The following is a 20268-nucleotide window of genomic DNA, read 5'->3' as shown; positions in this document are numbered from 1 at the left end:
CCCGCGGCATGTCCGGGGCGCTCGCTGCGGCGGCCCCGCTCGGGGGCCAGCGAGGCCCAGGATCCCGGCGCGGCGGATTGGTAGAGTAACGCGCTGGTAACAGCGGCGATGCCGCGTGCCGCTCAACGGAAACGGAGTCGCTGTGGCGAACGTGCTCGAGAAGGTCCTCCGCGTCGGCGAGGGTCGCGTCCTGCGACGCCTCAAGAACTACGCGAAGGCGGTCGATCAGCTCGAAGAGGCCTTCGAGGAGCTGACCGACGAGGAGCTGCGCGACGAGACCGTGCAGCTGCGCGAGCGCTACGCCAAGGGCGAGTCGCTCGACGACATGCTCCCCGAGGCCTTCGCGGCCGTGCGCGAGGCGGCCAAGCGCACCCTCGGCATGCGCCCCTTCGAGGTGCAGGCGATGGGCGGCGCGAACCTCCACCTCGGCAACATCTCCGAGATGAAGACCGGTGAGGGCAAGACCCTGACCGCGGTCTTCGCGGCGTACCTCAACGCCATCCCGGCCCGCGGTGCGCACGTCATCACGGTCAACGACTTCCTCGCGAGCTACCAGTCCGAGCTCATGGGCCGCGTCTTCCGCGCCCTCGGCATGACCACGGGCTGCATCGTCTCCGGCCAGACGCCGGAGGAGCGCCGCGAGCAGTACGCCGCCGACGTCACCTACGGCACCAACAACGAGTTCGGCTTCGACTACCTGCGCGACAACATGGCCTGGCAGGCGAGCGACATGGTGCAGCGCGGCCACTTCTTCGCGATCGTCGACGAGGTCGACTCGATCCTCATCGACGAGGCCCGCACGCCGCTCATCATCTCCGGCCCGTCGTCGGGCGAGGCGAACCGCTGGTTCGGCGAGTTCGCGAACATCGCCAAGCGCCTCGTCGAGAACGACGACTACGAGGTGGATGAGAAGAAGCGCACGGTCGGCGTGCTCGAGCCCGGCATCGAGAAGGTCGAGGACTACCTCGGCATCGACAACCTCTACGAGTCGGCGAACACCCCGCTGATCTCCTTCCTCAACAACTCGATCAAGGCGCGCGCCCTGTTCAAGCGCGACAAGGACTACGTCGTGATGAACGGCGAGGTGCTCATCGTCGACGAGCACACCGGCCGCATCCTCGTGGGGCGCCGCTACAACGAGGGCATCCACCAGGCCATCGAGGCGAAGGAGGGCGTGCAGGTCAAGGCCGAGAACCAGACCCTCGCGACCATCACGCTGCAGAACTACTTCCGTCTCTACGAGAAGCTCTCGGGCATGACCGGAACCGCCGAGACCGAGGCGGCCGAGTTCATGTCGACGTACAAGCTCGGCGTCGTGCCCATCCCGACGAACAAGCCGATGGTGCGCAAAGACCAGCCCGACCTCGTCTACAAGAACGAGAAGGGCAAGTTCGACCAGGTCGTCGAAGACATCGTCGAGCGCCACAAGGAGGGCCAGCCGGTCCTCGTCGGCACGACCAGCGTCGAGAAGAGCGAGTACCTCTCGCGCCTGCTCGCCAAGAAGGGCGTGCGCCATGAGGTGCTCAACGCGAAGAACCACGCGCGCGAGGCCGCGATCGTCGCGCAGGCCGGCCGTCTCGGCGCCGTGACCGTCGCCACCAACATGGCCGGTCGCGGAACGGACATCATGCTCGGCGGCAACGCCGAGTTCATGGCGGTCGCCGAGATGAACGCGAAGGGCCTGAGCCCCGCCGAGACCCCCGACGAGTACGAGAAGGAGTGGGACGGCGTCTTCGCCGCCACCAAGAAGGTCGTCGACGACGAGGCGGAGAAGGTCATCGCCGCGGGCGGTCTCTACGTGCTCGGCACCGAGCGTCACGAGTCGCGCCGTATCGACAACCAGCTGCGCGGTCGTTCCGGCCGTCAGGGCGACCCCGGTGAGAGCCGCTTCTACCTCTCGCTCGAAGACGACCTCATGCGCCTGTTCAACACGGGCGCCGCCGAGGCGCTCATGTCGCGGGCGCCCGACGACGTCGCGATCCAGTCGCGCACCGTCTCGAACGCGATCCGCTCCGCGCAGTCGCAGGTCGAGTCGCGCAACGCCGAGATCCGCAAGAACGTGCTCAAGTACGACGACGTGCTCAACCGCCAGCGCGAGGCGATCTACAGCGACCGCCGCCACATCCTCGAGGGCGACGACCTGCAGGACCGCACGCAGAAGTTCCTCGACGACGTGATCGGCGAGGTCGTCGACGAGCGCACCTCGGAAGGCCAGAGCGAGGACTGGGATCTCGACGGCCTGTGGACCGAGCTGCGTCAGCTGTACCCGGTCTCGATCACGATCGACGAGGTCGTGACCGAGTCGGGCGGCAGCCGCGGCAAGCTCACCTCCAAGTCGCTCAAGGAGGAGGTCGTCTCCGACGCGCACATCGCCTACGAGCGCCGCGAGGCGGAGCTGGGCGAGGGCGCGATGCGCGAGCTCGAGCGCCGGGTCGTGCTGAGCGTGATCGACCGCCGCTGGCGCGACCACCTCTACGAGATGGACTACCTCAAGGACGGCATCGGCCTGCGCGCGATGGCGCAGCGCGACCCGCTCGTCGAGTACCAGCGCGAGGGCTTCACGCTGTTCCAGCAGATGATGGGATCGATCCGCGAGGAGACCGTCGGGTTCCTGTTCAACCTCGAGGTCGAGGTGACGGCGCACGGCGACCACCAGCACGTGGATGCGAAGGGTCTGAACGGCGAGGAGGCCCCGCAGCAGCAGCTCAGCTACTCGGCCCCGAGCGACGACGCCTCGGGCGACGTCGAGGTGCGCAACCAGCGCGGCCAGGTCGAGCGCGCCGCGACGGCGCGGGCGCAGCAGAAGCAGGCGGCGCAGCAGGGCGGCGGCGCCGCTGCTCCGGCTCAGCCGCAGCAGCCGGCTCAGCCGGCGGCGCGCGGCGCCTTCGGTCAGCGCACCGACGGCGACGGTGCGGCGGCGCCGGCGAACCGTGCCGACCGCCGGGCGGCGCAGAAGAAGAAGTGAGCAGGGCGGCGGGGCGCCGAGGCGTTCCGCCGCCGGGCCGACACGCCGCGAGGGCGGGCGATCGAGATGATCGCCCGCCCTCGCGTCGTGGTCGGGGTCGTGCTCGGCGTGGCTGCTGCTGCTGTTCGCACTGGCACTGGCACTGGCGCCGGCGTGTCCGTGGCAGTGGGTCGCCGCCGCGGCGCCGAGCGTCAGAGCACGTGGATCGCCGTCGCGCGCCAGCGCCGGTCCAGGCCCTCCAGTCGGAAGGCGACAGCCCGCGCCCGCCCGCGACCCAGCACGATCACGGTCGCCTCGACCACACCGTCGGCCGGGTGCGTGACGATCACCGAGCCGATGGCGACGGCAGGCCGCACCGGCTTGGCGCCGCGGGCCTGCCGCGCGCGGGTGCTGAGCACGACCCGTTTCAGCAGGTGCTTGTAGACGTTGTCGTCGACCCAGCGTGCGATCTGCTCGAGCTCGCGCGCTCCGGCGAGGATCTCGATCACGCACCGAGTGAGGTTCTCGAGCAGCGGCTGCGGGTCGGGCAGATCGTCGGTGCGGGACGGCTGGTGCCCGAACCAGGTGTCGGCGTCGTAGCGACCGCGTGGAGCCCGAGCCGAGGTGCCGTCGACGACGGCGAGAGCGGGGCGGGCTTCGGACATGCGGTTCACCTGGCCTAGAGAGAGGAAGGAGTGCGTCTACCCCCGTTCGGGGGTGATGTTCACTCAACCATGCCGGCGGCGGATGCGTCCAGAGGATCAGTCACATTGTGGAGAACTGTGACGGCATCCGCGACGCCTGTGGATAACGCGCCCGCGGCATCCGGGTCTGTCGCTACCGTGCCCGCATGCGCTGGGACCGCCTGTTCGACGATCTGGAGAGCCAGCTCGAGCAGGAGCTCGACGCGGAGCAGTCCGATCTCGTCGCCGAGGAGGAGCGCCTCCGCCTCGGCCGCCTGGCCCTGCGCGATCGTCTCACCGAGATGGTGCGCGCTGACGCCGGAGCCGAGCTCGACCTGCTGCTGCGCGACGGCTCGCGCATCCTGCTCGCCGTCGCATCGTCGGGACGCGACTGGGTCGCGGGAGAGCTGCGCGGCGACACCCGGGTGCGCGCCGCCTGCATCCTGCCGCTCTCGTCGATCGGCGCCGTCGCGCCGCGCGGCGACCAGCTCGCCGTGAGCCTCGGCGCGCCGCCGGTCGGCGATCCCCAGCCCGCTCTCTCGGCACGCCTCGGGCTCGGCTTCGTGCTGCGTGAGCTCAGTCGACGCCGCAGTCCGGTCGATCTGGTGACCAGCTGGGGCCGCCTGCACGGCACGATCGACCGGATCGGCCGCGACCATCTCGACCTCGCCGAGCACGAACCCGGTGCGCAGCGCCGCGGGCGAGCCGTGCGGCGCACGCTGCTCGTCCCCTTCGGCGAGGTGCTGCTCGTGCGCTACTGAACGACGGACCGGTCGGGCACGGATGGCGCCGGCGGCGCGCACGTCGGCCTGCTGCCTCGGCGCGGGCGCGGGCGCGGGCGTGGACGTCAGAATCGCGCGTCGCGGCCGAACATCTCGACGATCCCGGCGGCGTCGCCGAGGTCCGACTGGTTCCAGCGGTTCAGCCGGCGCGTCTCCTCGTACTTCGCCTCGATGTACGACTCGAGCACGGAGCGCTCGACGCGCCACTGCCCGCGCGCGCCGACCTTGATCGCCGGCAGCTCGCCCGTGCGCACGAGCGTGTAGGCCTGGCCGAGCGAGATGTTGAGCACCTCCGCCGTGTCGGCGAGGGTCAGGAAGCGACCAACGCTCGCGGAGGAATCGGCACCGGCCATACGTCGAGTATGCGCCCGGCTCGTGCGCGTCGGAGCGGTCGGCCGTGGGCTGTGGATAACTCCCGCGCGGCGTCGTCGATCGGCGTCACCATGTCATCCGTGACCACCGAATCGCCTCGTCGCCGACGTCTCATCGACCCGCGCCTGCTCATCGGACTCGCGCTCGTGCTCGTCTCGGTCGCCGGCGTCGTCGGCGTCGTCGCGGCCACCGACCGCACGGTGCGCGTCTACGCCGCCGGCGGCACCCTCACGCCCGGCGAGCGAGTGGGCCGCGACGATCTCGTGCTGCGCAGCGTCGCACTCGACGGCGCCGATCCGCACTACCTGCGCGAGGGCCAGCTGCCGCGCGACGGGCTCGTCGTCACCCGCACGATCCACGGCGGCGAGCTCGTGCCGCGCGAGGCGGTCGGCGGCGACGACGAGGTGGATGCGGCGCGGCTCGTCGTGCAGGTCGACGGCCGCATCGGCTCGGCCATCACCCCGGGCGCCGTCGTCGACGTCTGGGGCGCGACCGCCGCCGAGCGCGGCGCCGACGACGAGACGGCCGCTCCACCCAGCGTGCTCGCCGCCGACGCGATCGTCGTGCAGGTGCTCGATGACAAGGGTCTCGTCGCCGGGTCGTCGAGCGTGGCGGTCGAGCTGAGGGTTCCGCGCGAGCGGATCGCGCGCCTCCTGCAGGCCGTCGCCGACGACCAGCGGCTCTCGCTCGTCGCCGCGGGCGGGGGAGCGGCGTGACCGCGGTCGGGCTCGCGCTGCCGCTCGCCGACGAGGAGCGGCTCGTGGCCGAGGCCGCGCGGCACGGGCACCGTGTCGTGCTGCGCTGCTCGGGCGCCGACGAGCTCGCTTCGCGGGTCGCGGCGACGCCGCCCGAGCTGGTGCTGGTCGCGGCCGAGCCGCAGTACCTGACGGCGCGGCTCGTCGAGGTCTGCGACCGCGCCGGGGTGCGGATGGTGGTCGTCGCCTCGGAGGGGCGCGAGCGCTGGGCGCGGTCGCTCGGCGTGGTCGACGCGATCACGGGTCCCGCGCGCTGGGAGCTGCTCGAAGATCCGAACCGGGTTCCGCCGCCGCGGGAGGATCCGACGCCGGCGACCGGGTCCCGAGGCTCTGCGGCAGACCGCCGGGCCGTCGAGCCGGCACGGCGGAGGGAGTCGCGGTGGCGCTGGTCGCCGCGACGGCGTCCGGACGGCGATCGCCCGGATGCGGGGGCGAGCGCGGGTGCGGGTGCCGGCGCCGCCGTCGTGTCCGCGGGTGACGCGGCTTCGGCGAGGGGCTTCGCCTCGATCACCCGGGCTGCCGCCGCGACCGACCCCGCGTCGAGGGCCGGCTTCTCGTCGGCAGCCGGCTTCGCCGAGGAGCCCGACTCCGTCGCGCTTTCCGCGCCGACGCCCCGGCAGGCCGTCGTGATCGCCGTGTGGGGCCCGCACGGCGCCCCGGGCCGCACGGCCATCGCGATCGCGGTCGCCGCCGAGCTCTCGGCGTCGGGCGCGCGTGTCGCTCTGGCCGACGCCGACACCCACGCGGCGGCGATCGCGCCGTCGCTGGGGCTGCTCGACGAGGCGCCCGGCTTCGCCGTCGCCTGCCGGCTCGCGGGCGCCGGCTCGCTCGACGGCGAGGAGTTCGAGCGGCTGGCGCGCACCCACGACGCTCCGGGCTCGCGCATCCACGTGCTGACCGGACTGACCCGCGCCGCGCGCTGGCCCGAGATCAGCGGCGACCGGGTGCGCGCCGTCATCGCCGCCGCCCGCGACTGGGTCGACTACCTCGTGATCGACGTCGCCGCGAGCCTCGAACACGACGAAGAGCTCACGAGCGACGTGCTCGCCCCGCGCCGCAACGCCGCGACCGACGCCGTGCTCGGGGCCGCTGACCACGTGATCGAGGTCGGGCGCGCCGACCCGGTCGGACTCGCCCGCTTCCTGCACGCGCACGCCGAGCTGCTCGAGGTCGCCGCGCCGCCCCGCACCTCGGTCGTGCTCAACCGGCTGCGTGCGAGCGCGATCGGGCTGGATGCGGCGGGCCAGGTGCGTCAGACGCTGCAGCGCTTCGGCGGCATCGAGCATCCGGTGCTCGTGCCCGACGACCCCGCCGCCTTCGACGCCGCCGTGCTCTCGGGCACGACGCTCGCGGGCGCGGCGCCGCGCTCCGCCGCGCTGGCCGCCATCCGCGAGTTCGTGCAGTCCGAGCTGCTGCCGCCGTCGGCCGCGACGCCGCGGCGCGTGCGCCGCCGCCGGGAGGAGCGAGCGAGTCGCGCAGCGCGCGGGGGTGGACGGAGCGTGCGGGCTCAGCGGCTAGCCTGAACCGGTGAGCACCCTCTCCGAGACCGTTCTCGCCCAGGAGCGGTCGTCCCAGGCCGACGTCGACTGGCTGCAGGTGCTCGTCGCCGACGGTCAGCTGCTGGCCGACCTCGCCTTCGCCGACATCGTGCTCTGGGTGCCCACCGACCAAGGCGGCTTCATCGCCGTCTCGCACTCGCGTCCGTCGTCGGCGGCGACCCTGTTCTACCGCGACTTCGTCGGGCAGCAGATCAAGCCCGAGTGGAAGTCGCAGGTCACCGAGGCCTTCGAATCGGGGGCCATCGTCGACACCGCCGCGCCCGACTGGTACGAGGAGACGCCGACGCGCGTCAGCGCCATCCCCGTCATGCGCCGACTCGACCCGAGCAGCACCACCACGACCGACTCGCCGATCGCCGTCATCACCCGGCACTCGAACCTCAGCGAGGCGCGCACCCCCAGCCGCCAGGAGCTGACGTTCAACCAGTGCGCCGCCGACCTGTTCGAGATGATCGCCGCCGGCGACTTCCCCGACATGCAGGCCCCCGCCGGTCCGCGCCGCGGAGCCCCGCGCGCCTCCGACGGCCTCATCCGCCTCGACGTCGACGGCGTCGTCACCTTCGCGAGCCCCAACGGCCTCTCCGCCTTCAACCGCCTCGGCTTCGACGGCGAGCTCGAGGGCCTGTCGCTGGCCGAGGTCACCACCGAGCTCATCAAGGGCAAGCTCATCGTCGACGAATCGCTGCCGCTCGTCGTGACCGGCCGCGCGCCGTGGCGCACCGACATCGAAGCCGCCGGCGTCACGATGACGCTGCGCACCATCCCGATCCGGCACGGTCTCACCCGCGTCGGGGCCATGGTGCTCGTGCGCGACGTCACCGAGGCGCGCCACCAGGAGCAGGAGCTCATCACCAAAGACGCGACGATCCGCGAGATCCACCACCGCGTCAAGAACAACCTGCAGACGGTCGCGTCGCTGCTGCGCATCCAGGCCCGCCGCAGCCGCAGCGAGGAGGCGACCGAGTCGCTCACCCAGGCCATGCGCCGGGTCGCCGCGATCGCCGTGGTGCACGACACGCTCAGCACCGGCCTCAGTCAGAACGTCGACTTCGACGAGGTCTTCGACCGGGTCGTGATGCTGACGGCCGAGGTCGCGGCGAGCCACAACTCGCACGTGCGCCCGGTGAAGACCGGCGAGTTCGGCGTGCTGCCCAGCGAATACGCGACGCCGCTCGCGCTGGCGCTGACCGAGCTCGTCACGAACGCGGTCGAGCACGGGCTGCGCGATCGCGACGGTCAGGTCGACATCGAGGCCATGCGCGGCGAGCACAGCCTGCGCGTCTCGGTGCGTGACGACGGAGCCGGCCTGCCGGAGGGTCGGGTCGGATCGGGCCTCGGCACGCAGATCGTGCGCACCCTCATCCAGGGCGAGCTGAGCGGATCGATCGAGTGGCACTCGCGCGACGGCGAAGGCACCGAGGTGCTCATCGAGGTGCCGTTGCGCTGGCTCGAGAAGCGCTGACGAGAAGCGCTGACGAGAAGCGCTGACGCTGAGTCAGTCTCAGACTTCGCCGGGAGACGACTCACGCCGCCACCCGGTCACGAAGGTGACGCGGGATGACGGCGTGAGTTCGCGTCGGCGACGAGGCCGCGCGAAGATGAGGTGTCGGCTCAGGAAGCGCGGCGGGCGCGAGCGGCGCGGCGCTTGAGAGCGCGGCGCTCGTCCTCGCTGAGGCCGCCCCAGACGCCCGAGTCCTGGTTGGTCTCGAGGGCGTACTGCAGGCACATCTCGGTGACCGAGCACTGAGCGCAGACCGACTTGGCCTTCTCGATCTGGTCGACGGCGGGGCCCGTGTTCCCGACGGGGAAGAACAGCTCGGGATCAGCGGTCAGGCAGGCGGCATTGTCGCGCCAGTCCATGGTGGTGCTCCTTGGGTTGTTGCGGGGACACGCTGAAGCAGGGAATGAATCCGCACGATTCAGCGAAGATGAGATGACGTGGATTTCGGGAGGACGTCGACCTCATCGTCGGCGCTCAATCAACCGTCAGTCACTGTTTCATACTTGTTACGTCAGATCAATAGGTTCGAATGGAGTGCGCCTGTGAATCGCCAGCATCGCCCGCCTGTCGTGACGGTGGCCGTCGTCTTGCTGGCGGGTGAAGCTCTCGTGGCGCTCGCGGGAACCATCTGGGTGATCGTCGGACTGATCGCGGGCGGAGCCGACTCGCTCGCGAGCGCCTGGGCGCTGCTGGTGCTGGCGGTGCTCGCGACCGCCGCGCTCGCCGGGCTCGCCGTCGCGACGCTGCGCGGACGTGCGTGGGCGCGCACCGCCGTGATCGTGACCCAGCTGCTCACGATCCTGGTCGGCGTGAGTGCGCTATGGGGCGCCGGGTCGCAGCCCGAGATCGGCTGGCCGCTCATCCTCGTCGGCGTCGCGCTCTTCGCGCTCATGCAGGTGCCGGCCGTGCGCCACCACCTGCGGCTGCGCGGCGACGGCACGGTGCGACTCGAGCCCGGGCAGCAGGAGGCGGATGACGCGGGCCCCGACGGCGCGGGCGCGGGCGACGCAGGCGCGAGCCGGCGTGGTTGACGAGCCGACCGCGGCGCTCGAGCTGCGCGGCCTGCGCAAGAGCTTCGGGGCGAAGGCGGCCGTCGACGGCGTCGATCTGACCGTGCCGGGCGGCTCGTTCTTCGGTCTGGTGGGCCCGAACGGCGCCGGCAAGACGACGACCCTGTCGATGGCGACGGGCCTGCTGCGGCCGGATGCGGGGACGGCCCGGGTGCACGGCCTCGACGTGTGGTCGGATCCTTTCGCGGCGAAGCGCATCATCGGCAATCTGGCTGACGGCGTCGAGCTCTTCGACCGGCTGACCGGCGAGCAGCTCATCGTGTACACCGGCCTGCTGTTCGGTCTGGACCGGGCGACCGTCGCGAGCCGCGCATCCGATCTGCTCGATCTGCTCGATCTGACGTCGAGCGCGGGGTCGCCGGTCAGTGACTACTCGGCGGGCATGCGCAAGAAGATCGGTCTGGCGGCCGCGCTCGTCCATTCGCCGCGGCTGCTCGTGCTCGACGAACCCTTCGAGTCGGTGGATCCGGTGTCGGCGGCGAACATCCGCGACATCCTGGCCGGTTTCGCCCGCTCCGGCGGCACGGTCGTGGTGTCGAGTCACTCGATGGATCTGGTGCAGCGGATGTGCGATCACGTCGCGATCGTCGCCGCCGGCCGGGTGCTCGCCGCCGGCACGATCGACGAGGTCCGCGGCGAGGGCACGCTCGAGGACCGCTTCCTCCAGCTGGTCGGCGGTCGCCGCCACGACGAGGGGCCGGAGTGGCTGCGGGGGAGCTGAGCGAGCGCGCCGCGATCGCCCTGCTGCTGCGGCTGCGGTTCCGCGTGCTGCTGAACACGCTGCGCCGCAACGTGCTGCAGCTCGTGCTCGTGATCCTCGGCGGCGTGCAGGGCACCGTCGTGGCGGTGCTCGCGATCGTCGGACTCGTGCTGCTGGGCCTGCTGGGCGGCGACGAGCCGGGGGCGCTGCTGGTGCGGCAGCGCACGGTCGTGACCGGCGGGCTCGTGCTGACGCTGGGCTGGATGATCGTGCCGCTCATCACGAGCGGCGTCGAGAACACGCTCGACCCGCGGCGGCTGGCGCGCTTCCCGATCCGCGTCGGCACCCTGATGCGTGCGCAGGTGCTGGTCGGCCTGACCTGGATCCCCGGGGTGCTGACGCTGCTGGTCGCGCTGGCTGCGGCGGCGGTCTGGCGGGGCCCGGCGATCCCGGTCGCCATCGTCTGCGCCGTGCCCGGTGTCCTGATCTGCGTGGTCGGCAGCCGGCTCGCGGCGTCGCTCACGACCGCGGCGATCGCGTCGCGGCGCACCGGGGTGCGGGCGGGCGTGATCGCGGCGGCCCTGACGGTGCTGGTGCTGCCGATCGCGGCGGCGGTGCTCGTCGGGATGCGCGCGGCCGAGCCCGTCGACGGTGTCGTGGATGCGCTCGCCTGGTCTCCGCTCGCGGTCATCTGGTCGGCTCCGGGGCTGGTCGCGACAGGGCATCCGCTCGCCGCGCTCGGCGCGGTCGCCCTCGGTCTCGTGGTGCTGGCCGTGCTGGTCGCGGCCTGGCGCGCCTCCGTGCTCGCGGTCGCCCGCACGACCGGCGACGCGGGCGGTCGCGCCGTCGCCGCCGGTCGGCTCGGAGCGCTGCGCTGGATGCCGGCGAGCCCGGCCGGCGCGATCGCGGCGCGGTCGCTGACCTCGTGGTTCCGCGACACCCGCTACACGCGGCAGCTTGTGGTGGTGCCGCTGCTGCCCGTGCTGCTGATCTTCTGGGCGCGGCTGGTGGATCAGCCGGCGCTGGCGATCGCCGTGGCGCCGATGGTCGCCGGGCTGCTGCCGCTGACGATGTTCAGCGCGATCTCCTACGACGGCACCGCCTTCGCCGGGCAGCTGATGGCGCCGGTGCCGGGATGGGCGGACCGGATCGGCCGCGCCGCCGCGATCGGACTCATCGCCGGGCCCGCCACCGTGGTGATCGCCGTCGTCGGGCTCGCGGTCGTCGGCCGGCTCGACCTGCTGCCGCCGATCCTCGGCATGAGCGCGGCCGTGCTGCTCGGGGCGCTCGGCGTGATCTCGGTGTCGTCGGCGCTCGTCGTCGTGCCGGTTCCGCGCACGGGCCGCAATCCCTTCGCCGGGTCGGCGGGCGCCGGGATGACGTCGGTGATCGGGTCATATGCCGTCACCGGCATCACCGCGGCGGTCGGCTTGCCGACGCTCGTGCCCGGGGTGCTCGCGATCGTGTTCGACCGGCCCGTCCTGGGCTGGGCGACCCTCGTGGTCGGGCTCGTCGAGGGCGCGATCCTGCTCGCGATCGGCGTGCGCGTCGGCGGACGGCTGCTCGACCGACGCGGACCCGAGATCCTGACGCGGCTGCGCAGCACCGGGGTCTGACGCTCGGGCGGGCCCGGTGCTCAGGCGGCGGCGAGTCCCAGCTTCTTGCGCAGCATGTTCACGTGGCCGGTGGCCTTCGTGTTGTAGAAGGTCTGCTCGACCTTGCCCTCGGCGTCGATCACGAAGGTCGAACGCAGCACGCCCGTGATCGTCTTCCCGTAGTTGAGCTTCTCGCCCCAGGCGGCGTAGGCCTCGTGCACGGCGTGGTCAGGGTCGCTGAGCAGCGGGAAGGGGAGGTGCTCCTCTTCGCGGAACTCGGCGAGCTTCTCGACGCTGTCGCGCGAGATGCCGAGCACGGTGTAGCCGGCGGCCTGCAGCGGCGCGGAGCTGTCGCGGAAGTCGCACGCCTGGGTCGTGCACCCGGGGGTGAACGCCTGCGGGTAGAAGTAGAGGATGACGCGTCGCCCGCGCAGCGACGACAGCGTCACGGTGTCGCCGTGGTCGTCGACGAGCGAGAAATCGGGGGCGAGGTCTCCGGGCTGCAGGCGTTCGGTCACCCGTCGAGCCTACGGTCGCGAGCGGTGGTCAACGGCACGCGAAAGACCTGCTATCGTTGTCCCTCGGTTCGGTTCTTCGCAATCGGATCGAACGGCATGCACCTCTAGCTCAATTGGCAGAGCAACTGACTCTTAATCAGTGGGTTCCGGGTTCAAGTCCCGGGGGGTGTACCACGAAGGCCCGGATCCTGACGGATCCGGGCCTTTCTAGTTGCGGGGATGCGTCTGCTCCATCCGCGCCATCTCGGGTGCTGCCTTCATCGATGGACAGCTGCACGCTTGTCGGTCGCCCGTGTGGGCCGCTGGGGACACTGTTGCGCCTCAGCTCTTGACAGTGGACATATGTAGACATACCGTCCTCATGTACAGAGTTGTTCATAGACATGAAGGATCCGCATCGATGAAGATCGCGGTCGTCGGCAGCTACGGCGCCGGCCTCACCATGCGAGTTCCCCGCTCGCCCGCCGCCGGCGAGACCCTCGCCGGCGGGGAGTTCTCCGAGGGCCCGGGCGGCAAGGGATCGAACCAGGCCATCGGCGCGGCGCGCCTGGGCGCGCAGGTCTCCCTGCTCACCGCCGTCGGGGATGACGCCTTCGGGGCAGCCGCCCGCGAGCTGTGGCAGGCCGAGGGGATCGACGCGAGTCACGTGATCGTCGGCACCAAGCCCACGATGGTCGGATTCATCCTCGTCGAGCCCGACGGCGAGAACCGGATCGTCATCGCCTCCGGCGCGCTCGACGAGCTCGACGCCGACGCGGTGGGCTCGTTCTCCGCCGCGATCGCCGACGCCGACATCCTCGTCGTGTCGATGGAGATCCCCGAGCCGGCCGTCATCGCCGCGCTGCGCCTCGGGCGCGAGCACGGCACGACGACCCTGCTGAACCCGGCGCCGGCGCGCCCGCTGCCCGACGAGGCGTGGCCGCTCATCGACATCCTCACCCCCAACCAGACCGAAGCCCCCGTACTGCTCGGGCTCCCCGCTGATCACGGCCTGCGCGAAGCCGACCTCGTCGCCGAACTCGGGGCCCGGGTCGCAGGGGATGTCGTGCTCACCCGCGGCGGAGCCGGCGCGCTCGTGCTGTCGGGCGGCGTCGTCACCGAGGTGGCCGCGCAGAGGGTCGAGCACGTGGTCGACACCACCGGAGCCGGCGACGCGTTCACCGCGGCGCTCGCCGTCGGACTCGCCGGCGGCGCCGACCTCGTCGACTCCGTCCGCCTCGCCGGCTGTGCCGGCGCCCACGCCGTGACCGTGCTCGGCGTGATCCCCGCGCTCGCCCGACGCGCTGACCTCGACCTCCCGATCGGAGAGAACGCATGAGCACCACCGCAGTCCCGACCCGGACGGCCCCCTTTGACCTCCGCCGACTGCTGCACCTGCGCGAAGCGGGCGTTTTCGCCGCGCTCGTGCTGCTGTTCGTGCTCGGCGCGATCGTCTCGCCGAGCTTCCTGCAGAGCTCGAACCTGCTCTCCGTCGGGCAGCAGGTCGCCCAGATCGGGATCATGGCGATCGGCGCGACCTTCGTGATCGTCAACGGCGAGATCGACCTCTCCGTCGGATCGACCTACGCCCTCGCGGCGATCTCCACCGGAATGGCGATCACGGCCGGCGTGCCGTGGGTGCTCGCGATCCTGATCGGCCTCGGCGTCGGCGTGCTCGCCGGGCTGGTCAACGGCCTCGCCGTCGTGCTGCTCGGGGTCCCGTCGTTCATCGTGACCCTCGGCAGCCTCAGCGTGTTCCGCGGCGTCACGCTGCTGATCTCGAACGGCGCCCCGATCTCGCTCTCGGCCGACACCCCCGGCGTCGCGGACTTCACGCTGCTCGGGCAGGGCAAGCTCTTCGGCGCGATCCCGATGCAGCTCATCTTCTTCGCCATCGTCGCCGCGATCGGCATCCTCGTGCTCTCGCGGTCGCGACTCGGATTCAACACCTACGCCGTCGGCGGCAACCCGGAGGCGGCGCGACTCGTCGGCATCAACGTGAGGGCGGTCAAGCTCTCCGCCTTCGTGATCTCGGGACTCACCGCCGCGATCTCGGGGGTGCTCGGGCTGTCGTTCCTGTCGTACGTGCAGGGCGTGACCGGGACGGGCCTCGAGCTGACGGTGATCTCGGCGGTCATCATCGGCGGCGCCGCGCTCTTCGGCGGCTCGGGCACGATGTGGGGCACCATCATCGGCGTCTTCTTCATCGGACTGCTGCAGAACATCCTCAACATCAAGGGGATCTCGTCGTTCTGGCAGACGGTCGTCACCGGTCTCGTGATCGTCGTCGCGGTCGCGGCCGACACCTGGCAACGCCGACGCAAGACCCGCGCCTGAGCGCCCCGCGACTCCGTCCGCGCACCCGGCGAGACGGCCGCAAGACCCGCGCTCGCGCGGAACCCTTCACCCGAGGACACGACAAAGGAGTATCGATGTCCATCTCCACCACCCTGAGGCGGATCATGCTGGTCGGCGCCGTCGCCGCCACGGCAGCGCTCGCCCTCTCCGGCTGCGGTGCGATCACCACCGATGCCGGCGACAGCAAGGCCGGCTTCCAGCTGGCCGACTACATCCAGAAGCGCGTCGACGAGAAGAAGCCGCTGCGCATCAAGCTCAGCTACCACGATCCGTCGCTCGCCTTCGCGACGCCGATCTCGGCCGGCATGAAGAAGGCCGGCGAGGAGATGGATGCCGACGTCCAGCTGATCGGACCCACCGGCGGCGACGCCGCGAAGCAGGTCTCCGAGTTGCAGACGCTCATCCAGCAGCAGTCGGTCGACGGGCTCGCCGTCTCCAGCGCGTCGAGCGATGCGCTGAAGCCGGTGATCCAGCAGGCCTACAACGCGGGCATCCCGATCATCTCCTTCAACACCGACAACGCCGGATCGAAGCAGATGGGCTTCGTCGGCCAGGACCTGAAGGGCTCCGGCAAGTCGGAGGCCGAGCAGCTCGTGAAGACGCTCGGCGCGACCACGACCGGCAAGGTCGTCGTCTTCTCGCTCGACACCGGCGCGGGCTGGTCGCACGACCGCTTCGACGGGTTCAAGGAGGGCATAGCCTCGGCGTCGGGGCTCGAGGTCGTCGGGCCGGTGAACGTCGGCAACGAGCCGAGCGCCGCCTACAACACGGTCGAGTCGACCATGTCGGGCCAGAGCGGCGTCGTCGCGATCGCCGGCCTGGACTGCTGCTCCACCACCGCGGCGGCGAAGTGGGTCGCCGACTCCGGCAACACCGGGAAGATCACGACGGTCGGCTTCGATCTGCTTCCCCAGACGGCGACCTATGTGAAGGACGGCGTGGTCTCGTTCACGATCAGCCAGAACCCCGAGAAGCAGGGTTACGAGGCCGTCAAGGTGCTCGTCGACTACCTCAAGAAGGGCACGAAGATCAGCGGCGTCGACACCGGCGCGCAGTTCATCGACAAGGCCAACATCGCCGACGCCACGGTGGAGGGCTGATGTCGACGCCTCCCTCGCTCGCGATCCGCGTCGAGCACCTCAGCCGCAGCTTCGGCCCGGTGCGCGCCCTCGAGGATGTCAGCTTCGACATCACCGCGGGCGAGGTGACGGCCCTGCTCGGTGAGAACGGAGCCGGCAAGTCGACGCTGCTCAAGATTCTCGCCGGTCTGCAGCCGCCGAGCGAGGGAGGCGTCACCGTCTTCGGCGACACCGTCACCGCCTTCGAACCGAGCACGATGCTCGGCAGACACGGGGTGGCGATCGTGCCGCAGGAGCTCGCGCTCCTGCCCGACCGGTCGGTGGCGGAGAACATCCTCTCCGGCATCGAACCGGGTGGGCGGGCGTTCCCGTCCCGCCGCCAGATGCGGGCGCGCGCGGTCGCTCTTCTCGCCGAGCTGAAGCTCGACATCGACCCGGACGCCTCGGTGCGCGGCCTCGACCTCGCGACGCAGCAGCTCGTCGTCGTGGCGCGGTCGATCGCCCGGAACTGCCGGGTGCTGATCCTCGACGAGCCCACCTCGGTGCTCACCCCGGCCGAGTCCGAGCGTCTCTTCGAGCTCATGGGCCGACTCAAGGCGCAGGGCACCACGCTGATCTACGTCTCGCACCGCATGCCCGAGGTCTTCCAGCTCGCGGATCGCATCGAGGTGCTGCGCGACGGCCGTCATGTCGGATCGTGGCGCCGCGACGAGGTCACGCCCGAGCAGGCGGTGGCGGCGATGGTGGGGCGCGAGCTCGACCGGTTCTCGAGCCGGGCCGAGCAGCGGGCGGGAACACCCCGTTCGGCGGCCACGCCGGCGCTCCGCGTCGCCGACCTGAGCGGCCCCCGTCACGAGTCCGTCACCTTCAACGTCGCCCCCGGTGAGATCGTGGGCGTCGCCGGCCTGCCCGACAGCGGGCGGGTGGAGATGCTGCAGAACGTCTTCGGCGCCATCCGCAGCCGTGGCGGGACGGTCGAGCTCGGGGGAGCCGCGTACACCGCTCGCACCCCGATCGCGAGCGTCGAGCACCGCCTCGGCTACGTGCCCGGCGAACGTCGGGCTCAAGGCCTGCTGACCACCATGACTGTCGCCGAGAACATCGGCGTGCTGACGGTGAAGGCGCTGACACGAGTCGGCCTGGTGCGGCGTGGTGAGTTCACGGGGCGTGCTCGCGAGCTCGCGACGAGGCTGCGCGTCAAGACCGCGAGCTCCGACACCCCGATCGTCAACCTCTCGGGCGGCAACCAGCAGAAGGCGATGATCGCGCGCTGGATCTCGATCGACCCGCGCGCACTGCTGCTCGACGAGCCGACGCGCGGCGTCGACGTCGGGGCCAAAGCGGAGATCTACGAGCAGCTCTTCGCCTTGGCGGAGACCGGCGTGGGGATCCTGTGCTCCTCCTCCGACCTCCCTGAGCTGCTCACCATCACCGACCGGATCGTCGTCATGGCGCAGGGCAGGGTCGTCGACGTCGTCGACACCCGCACCGCGACCGAGGAATCAATCATGACCGCCGCGACCGGCGCGGTCGACCACACGTCCGCGGCCTGAGCCGCCCGACCCCAGGAGACACACCAGTGAAGCGCACCGGCATCCTCAACGCGCCGCTCAGCGGCGCGCTCGCCACCCTCGGCCACACCGACCTGATCATGATCGTGGACGCCGGGTTCCCGATCCCGCCGACGGCGAACCGGATCGACCTCGCTCTCGCCGAGAACCTGCCCGACCTCCGCACCGTGATCGGCCTCATCGCCGACGAGATCGTCGTCGAGGGCGTCGTGCGCGCCGACGATGTGCCATCGAACAACCCGCGCCTCGACGAGTGGCTGCTCGAGCGCTTCGCCGGCGCGGAGTTCAGCACCCGCTCGCACGCCGACATCCTCGGCCGCACGGCCGCCGAGGCGAAGGTCATCGTGCGCACCGGGGCCTTCGAGCCCTGGGGCAACGTCGGACTCTTCTGCGGGGTCGACGTGCCCCGCTGGTTCGGCGGCGATGGCGTCGTCGCCCCCGATTACTACGCCGACCGGCTCTGACGAGTCCGTGCCGACCCCGACCCAACAGAAAGCGAACACCGTGACCGACACCACCATCGACTTCTCGACCCTCACTCCCGCCGAGCTCGCCCCCTTCATCCAGCACACCAAGATCGAACTCGGCTCGACGCGTGACGAGATGGTCGCCCACGCCGAAGAGGCCGTGAAGTACGGCTTCAACGCGGCCATGGTCCCCGCCTCGTGGGTGCCGCTCGTGGCCGACGTGCTCAAGGGCACCGACCTCGGCATCGCCTCCGCGCTCGACTTCCCGACCGTCGGTGTCATGACCAGCGCCGGCAAGGCCGCCGAGGCTGCCGAGATCGCTCGCCTCGGCGCGACGCAGATCGACATCGGCGTGCAGATCGGCTGGCTCAAGAGCGGCATGTACGACGAGTTCCGCGAGGACATCGCCGGAGTCGTGCGCGCCTCCGGCCTGCCGATCAAGGTCATGCTCGAGCTGCCGCTGCTCACCGACAGCGAGAAGGATGCGGCGATCGAGCTGGCTCAGGACGCCGGCGCCGCCTACCTGAAGAACTCGTCGAGCGGCGCCGTCGAGGTCGCGAACCCGACCAGCATCCGCTACCTGGTCGAGCGCGCTCGCCCGGGCGTGCTCGTCAAGGCCTCCGGCTCGATCAAGTCGCTCGCCCAGGCTCGCTCTCTGCTCGGCGCCGGGGCCGTGCTGCTCGGCACGAGCGCCGGAATCGAGATCGTGACCGACTCCAGCGACGAGAACACGCGAAGCTATTGACCGATTCGCCGCGGCCCGGGTGCGCAACCCGGGTCGCGGCGGGCGGCAGGCCTCGACGCAGTGCCGCGACGACACCTCCGACCACGAGGTCGGCCGACAGGAAGCCGTGCAGATGAGCAGTGAGCAATGGACGAACGAGCTCGACCGCGAGCTGCCGCGACCTCTGCATGCGCAGATCTCCTCGGCGTTCCGCGACCGCATCGCGGGCGGCGAGTGGCCCGATCACTACCGGCTGAAGCCGGAGCCCGACCTCGCCGACGAGATGGGCGTCAGCCGGGGCACGCTGCGCCGGGCGATCACGACCCTCATCGCGGAGGGTCTGCTCGTGCAGGTGCGCGGGCGAGGTACCTTCGTGACCGCCCGGGCGATCGAGCCGTCGATCGCGCAGCGCCTGACGAGCCTCTCGGAGGACTTCGAATCACAGGGAGTGCGGTGGGAGACCGATGTGCTCGAGTCGATCGTCGGTCCGGTTCCGCGTCCGATCGCCTCGCTGCTCGGCATCTCGGTCGAGCAGCCGGCGCTGCGCCTCGAACGTGTGCGCCGCACCGACGCCGGCCCCGTCGTCTATCTCGTCAACTACGTGCGCACCGATATCGCGGTCGGGATCGAGCACGTCGACTTCTCGGAGCACAGCCTGTTCGCGTCCCTCGAGCAGAATCTCGGTCTCACGATCGAGAGCGGACGGCGCACCTTCTCTGCGGTGACGGCCTCGGCCGAGGTCGCCGCCGCCTTGGACGTCGAGGTGGGGGCGCCGACGCAGTACATCGAGCAGATCACCTACCTCGCCGATGGTCGCTCGATCGAGTACTCCGACATCTGGATCCGCACCGATCGACTCCGCGTCACCTCACTGCTGTCGCGTCGCTGATCGCGACGTTGCGGGGGCCCCGCGGCCTTCGCCCTCTCCGTGCGTCGAGGCACGCGACGACTCCGCCATTCCGGCAATCGCGTCCGCTCGCTTCGACGAACTGGCAGGTGCGCGCTCGCTCAGGTTGCCTAGGGTCGACTCGACCGCTCCTGACGGATCGCGGTCGACGTCGACGGACATCGTGGTGGAAGCCCGTCGAGGTTCATCGGCGCGAGCCCGCCACATGGGAATCGTGCGGGCTCGCGCCGATGTCGTCGGGGCGTGGCATGCACCGGTTCAGCTCGGTCGGCGCCGCCGAGACCGCCGCTCAGTGCTCGTCGCCGACGGGGTGCAGCGGATTCGCGTGGCCGACGTGGTCGAGCGCGAGCTGCAGCAGGGCGCGCACATGCGCGTCGTCGATTTCGTAGTGCGCCTCGCGACCGTGCCGGTGCACGCTGACGACGCGGTGGGCGCGCAGCAGGCGCAGCGCGTGCGACACTGACGACTCGCTCGAGCCGACCGCCGCGGCGAGGTCGCGCACGCGCATCCGACCGTTGAGCAGGGCCGAGAGGATGCGCACCCGCGCCGGGTCTCCGAGCAGCGAGAAGACGTCGGCGACGTGCTCGACGGCGTCGTCGTGGGGGAGCGCGGCGCGCGCCGCGGCGGCAGGCACCGGCGTCGGCACGGCTGTCACCGCGACCGCCGCTGCGGCATCCCCCGCCTCGCTGCTCGTCATCGCGCTC

20 protein-coding genes and 1 tRNA gene are annotated in these 20268 nt (G+C 71.2%); 16 read left to right on the top strand and 5 right to left on the bottom strand.

Annotated features, from left to right (window positions below; translation table 11 throughout):
* The first annotated feature begins 142 nt into the window (after nucleotides 1–142).
* Entirely contained in the window at nucleotides 143–2965 is a 2823-nt protein-coding gene (secA, locus tag FJ657_RS00380; RefSeq protein ID WP_141161731.1) for a preprotein translocase subunit SecA, read from the top strand.
* A 191-nt stretch (nucleotides 2966–3156) separates the two neighbouring features.
* Here secA and FJ657_RS00375 read toward each other — a convergent pair whose 3' ends face one another.
* Nucleotides 3157–3609 carry an Rv3235 family protein gene (locus tag FJ657_RS00375; protein ID WP_219995834.1) on the bottom strand — a complete coding sequence of 151 codons (453 nt, stop codon included), beginning with the start codon at nucleotides 3607–3609 and terminating at the stop codon, nucleotides 3157–3159.
* A 185-nt stretch (nucleotides 3610–3794) separates the two neighbouring features.
* Here FJ657_RS00375 and FJ657_RS00370 point away from each other — a divergent pair, with 185 nt between their 5' ends.
* On the top strand, nucleotides 3795–4388 hold the full coding sequence (locus FJ657_RS00370) for a hypothetical protein (protein ID WP_141161730.1): 594 nt from the start codon (nucleotides 3795–3797) through the stop codon (nucleotides 4386–4388).
* A gap of 86 nt (nucleotides 4389–4474) precedes the next feature.
* Here FJ657_RS00370 and FJ657_RS00365 read toward each other — a convergent pair whose 3' ends face one another.
* Nucleotides 4475–4762, bottom strand: a complete 288-nt coding sequence (locus tag FJ657_RS00365) for a helix-turn-helix domain-containing protein (protein WP_141161729.1) — start codon at nucleotides 4760–4762, stop codon at nucleotides 4475–4477.
* A gap of 99 nt (nucleotides 4763–4861) precedes the next feature.
* On the opposite strand from FJ657_RS00365, the gene FJ657_RS00360 reads away from it, so the two are divergent.
* The 3 genes from FJ657_RS00360 to FJ657_RS00350 are packed head-to-tail and all read left to right on the top strand — an operon-like array spanning nucleotide 4862 to nucleotide 8557.
* Nucleotides 4862–5497 (top strand): hypothetical protein, encoded by a 636-nt coding sequence (locus FJ657_RS00360; RefSeq protein ID WP_141161728.1) that lies wholly within the window; start codon nucleotides 4862–4864, stop codon nucleotides 5495–5497.
* The gene (locus FJ657_RS00355) at nucleotides 5494–7059 is read left to right on the top strand and encodes a CpaE/TadZ family protein (protein ID WP_141161727.1); all 1566 of its coding nucleotides are present in this window, start codon (nucleotides 5494–5496) and stop codon (nucleotides 7057–7059) included. Before FJ657_RS00360 ends, FJ657_RS00355 begins: the two co-directional genes overlap by 4 nt.
* Nucleotides 7060–7063: 4 nt before the next feature.
* Complete coding sequence (locus tag FJ657_RS00350; protein WP_141161726.1) at nucleotides 7064–8557, top strand: sensor histidine kinase; 1494 nt, start codon at nucleotides 7064–7066, stop codon at nucleotides 8555–8557.
* Between the two features lie 149 nt (nucleotides 8558–8706).
* Here the strand turns inward: FJ657_RS00350 and FJ657_RS00345 are convergent, their stop codons facing one another.
* Nucleotides 8707–8955 carry a WhiB family transcriptional regulator gene (locus FJ657_RS00345; protein ID WP_141161725.1) on the bottom strand — a complete coding sequence of 83 codons (249 nt, stop codon included), beginning with the start codon at nucleotides 8953–8955 and terminating at the stop codon, nucleotides 8707–8709.
* Nucleotides 8956–9138: 183 nt separating this feature from the next.
* Here FJ657_RS00345 and FJ657_RS00340 point away from each other — a divergent pair, with 183 nt between their 5' ends.
* Genes FJ657_RS00340 through FJ657_RS00330 form a run of 3 tightly spaced genes read left to right on the top strand, consistent with a single transcriptional unit; the run spans nucleotide 9139 to nucleotide 11982 of the window.
* Nucleotides 9139–9627 (top strand): hypothetical protein, encoded by a 489-nt coding sequence (locus tag FJ657_RS00340; RefSeq protein WP_141161724.1) that lies wholly within the window; start codon nucleotides 9139–9141, stop codon nucleotides 9625–9627.
* Nucleotides 9569–10387 (top strand): ABC transporter ATP-binding protein, encoded by an 819-nt coding sequence (locus tag FJ657_RS00335; RefSeq protein WP_141161723.1) that lies wholly within the window; start codon nucleotides 9569–9571, stop codon nucleotides 10385–10387. The genes FJ657_RS00340 and FJ657_RS00335 overlap by 59 nt, the downstream gene beginning before the upstream one ends.
* The gene (locus tag FJ657_RS00330; RefSeq protein ID WP_141161722.1) at nucleotides 10369–11982 is read left to right on the top strand and encodes a transporter; all 1614 of its coding nucleotides are present in this window, start codon (nucleotides 10369–10371) and stop codon (nucleotides 11980–11982) included. Before FJ657_RS00335 ends, FJ657_RS00330 begins: the two co-directional genes overlap by 19 nt.
* 20 nt (nucleotides 11983–12002) lie before the next feature.
* Here FJ657_RS00330 and bcp read toward each other — a convergent pair whose 3' ends face one another.
* Nucleotides 12003–12479, bottom strand: coding sequence for a thioredoxin-dependent thiol peroxidase (bcp, locus tag FJ657_RS00325; protein ID WP_141161721.1), 477 nt, complete (start codon nucleotides 12477–12479; stop codon nucleotides 12003–12005).
* Nucleotides 12480–12577: 98 nt separating this feature from the next.
* On the opposite strand from bcp, the gene FJ657_RS00320 reads away from it, so the two are divergent.
* The 8 genes from FJ657_RS00320 (at nucleotide 12578) to FJ657_RS00285 (ending at nucleotide 19546) form a co-directional block, all read left to right on the top strand.
* A tRNA-Lys gene (locus tag FJ657_RS00320) sits at nucleotides 12578–12653 on the top strand.
* Between the two features lie 226 nt (nucleotides 12654–12879).
* Nucleotides 12880–13797 (top strand): ribokinase, encoded by a 918-nt coding sequence (locus FJ657_RS00315; RefSeq protein ID WP_141161720.1) that lies wholly within the window; start codon nucleotides 12880–12882, stop codon nucleotides 13795–13797.
* Nucleotides 13794–14795 carry an ABC transporter permease gene (locus FJ657_RS00310; protein WP_141161719.1) on the top strand — a complete coding sequence of 334 codons (1002 nt, stop codon included), beginning with the start codon at nucleotides 13794–13796 and terminating at the stop codon, nucleotides 14793–14795. The genes FJ657_RS00315 and FJ657_RS00310 overlap by 4 nt, the downstream gene beginning before the upstream one ends.
* A gap of 95 nt (nucleotides 14796–14890) precedes the next feature.
* Nucleotides 14891–15916 (top strand): sugar ABC transporter substrate-binding protein, encoded by a 1026-nt coding sequence (locus tag FJ657_RS00305; RefSeq protein WP_141161718.1) that lies wholly within the window; start codon nucleotides 14891–14893, stop codon nucleotides 15914–15916.
* A complete protein-coding gene (locus tag FJ657_RS00300; RefSeq protein WP_141161717.1) occupies nucleotides 15916–17448 on the top strand; it encodes a sugar ABC transporter ATP-binding protein in 1533 nt (510 codons plus the stop codon). Before FJ657_RS00305 ends, FJ657_RS00300 begins: the two co-directional genes overlap by 1 nt.
* A gap of 26 nt (nucleotides 17449–17474) precedes the next feature.
* Entirely contained in the window at nucleotides 17475–17930 is a 456-nt protein-coding gene (rbsD, locus tag FJ657_RS00295) for a D-ribose pyranase (protein ID WP_141161716.1), read from the top strand.
* A 40-nt stretch (nucleotides 17931–17970) separates the two neighbouring features.
* On the top strand, nucleotides 17971–18678 hold the full coding sequence (gene deoC, locus FJ657_RS00290) for a deoxyribose-phosphate aldolase (protein ID WP_255447047.1): 708 nt from the start codon (nucleotides 17971–17973) through the stop codon (nucleotides 18676–18678).
* Nucleotides 18679–18790: 112 nt separating this feature from the next.
* The gene (locus FJ657_RS00285) at nucleotides 18791–19546 is read left to right on the top strand and encodes a GntR family transcriptional regulator (protein ID WP_141161714.1); all 756 of its coding nucleotides are present in this window, start codon (nucleotides 18791–18793) and stop codon (nucleotides 19544–19546) included.
* A 307-nt stretch (nucleotides 19547–19853) separates the two neighbouring features.
* On the opposite strand, the gene FJ657_RS00280 is transcribed toward FJ657_RS00285, so the two are convergent.
* Nucleotides 19854–20261, bottom strand: a complete 408-nt coding sequence (locus FJ657_RS00280; protein WP_141161713.1) for an ArsR/SmtB family transcription factor — start codon at nucleotides 20259–20261, stop codon at nucleotides 19854–19856.
* Nucleotides 20262–20268 lie beyond the last annotated feature (7 nt).

It is taken from the genome of Schumannella soli (assembly GCF_006517435.1).
GTDB lineage: Bacteria > Actinomycetota > Actinomycetes > Actinomycetales > Microbacteriaceae > Schumannella > Schumannella soli.
Note: the sequence above shows the minus strand (reverse complement) of the source record. Positions and strands in the feature narration are given on the sequence as shown.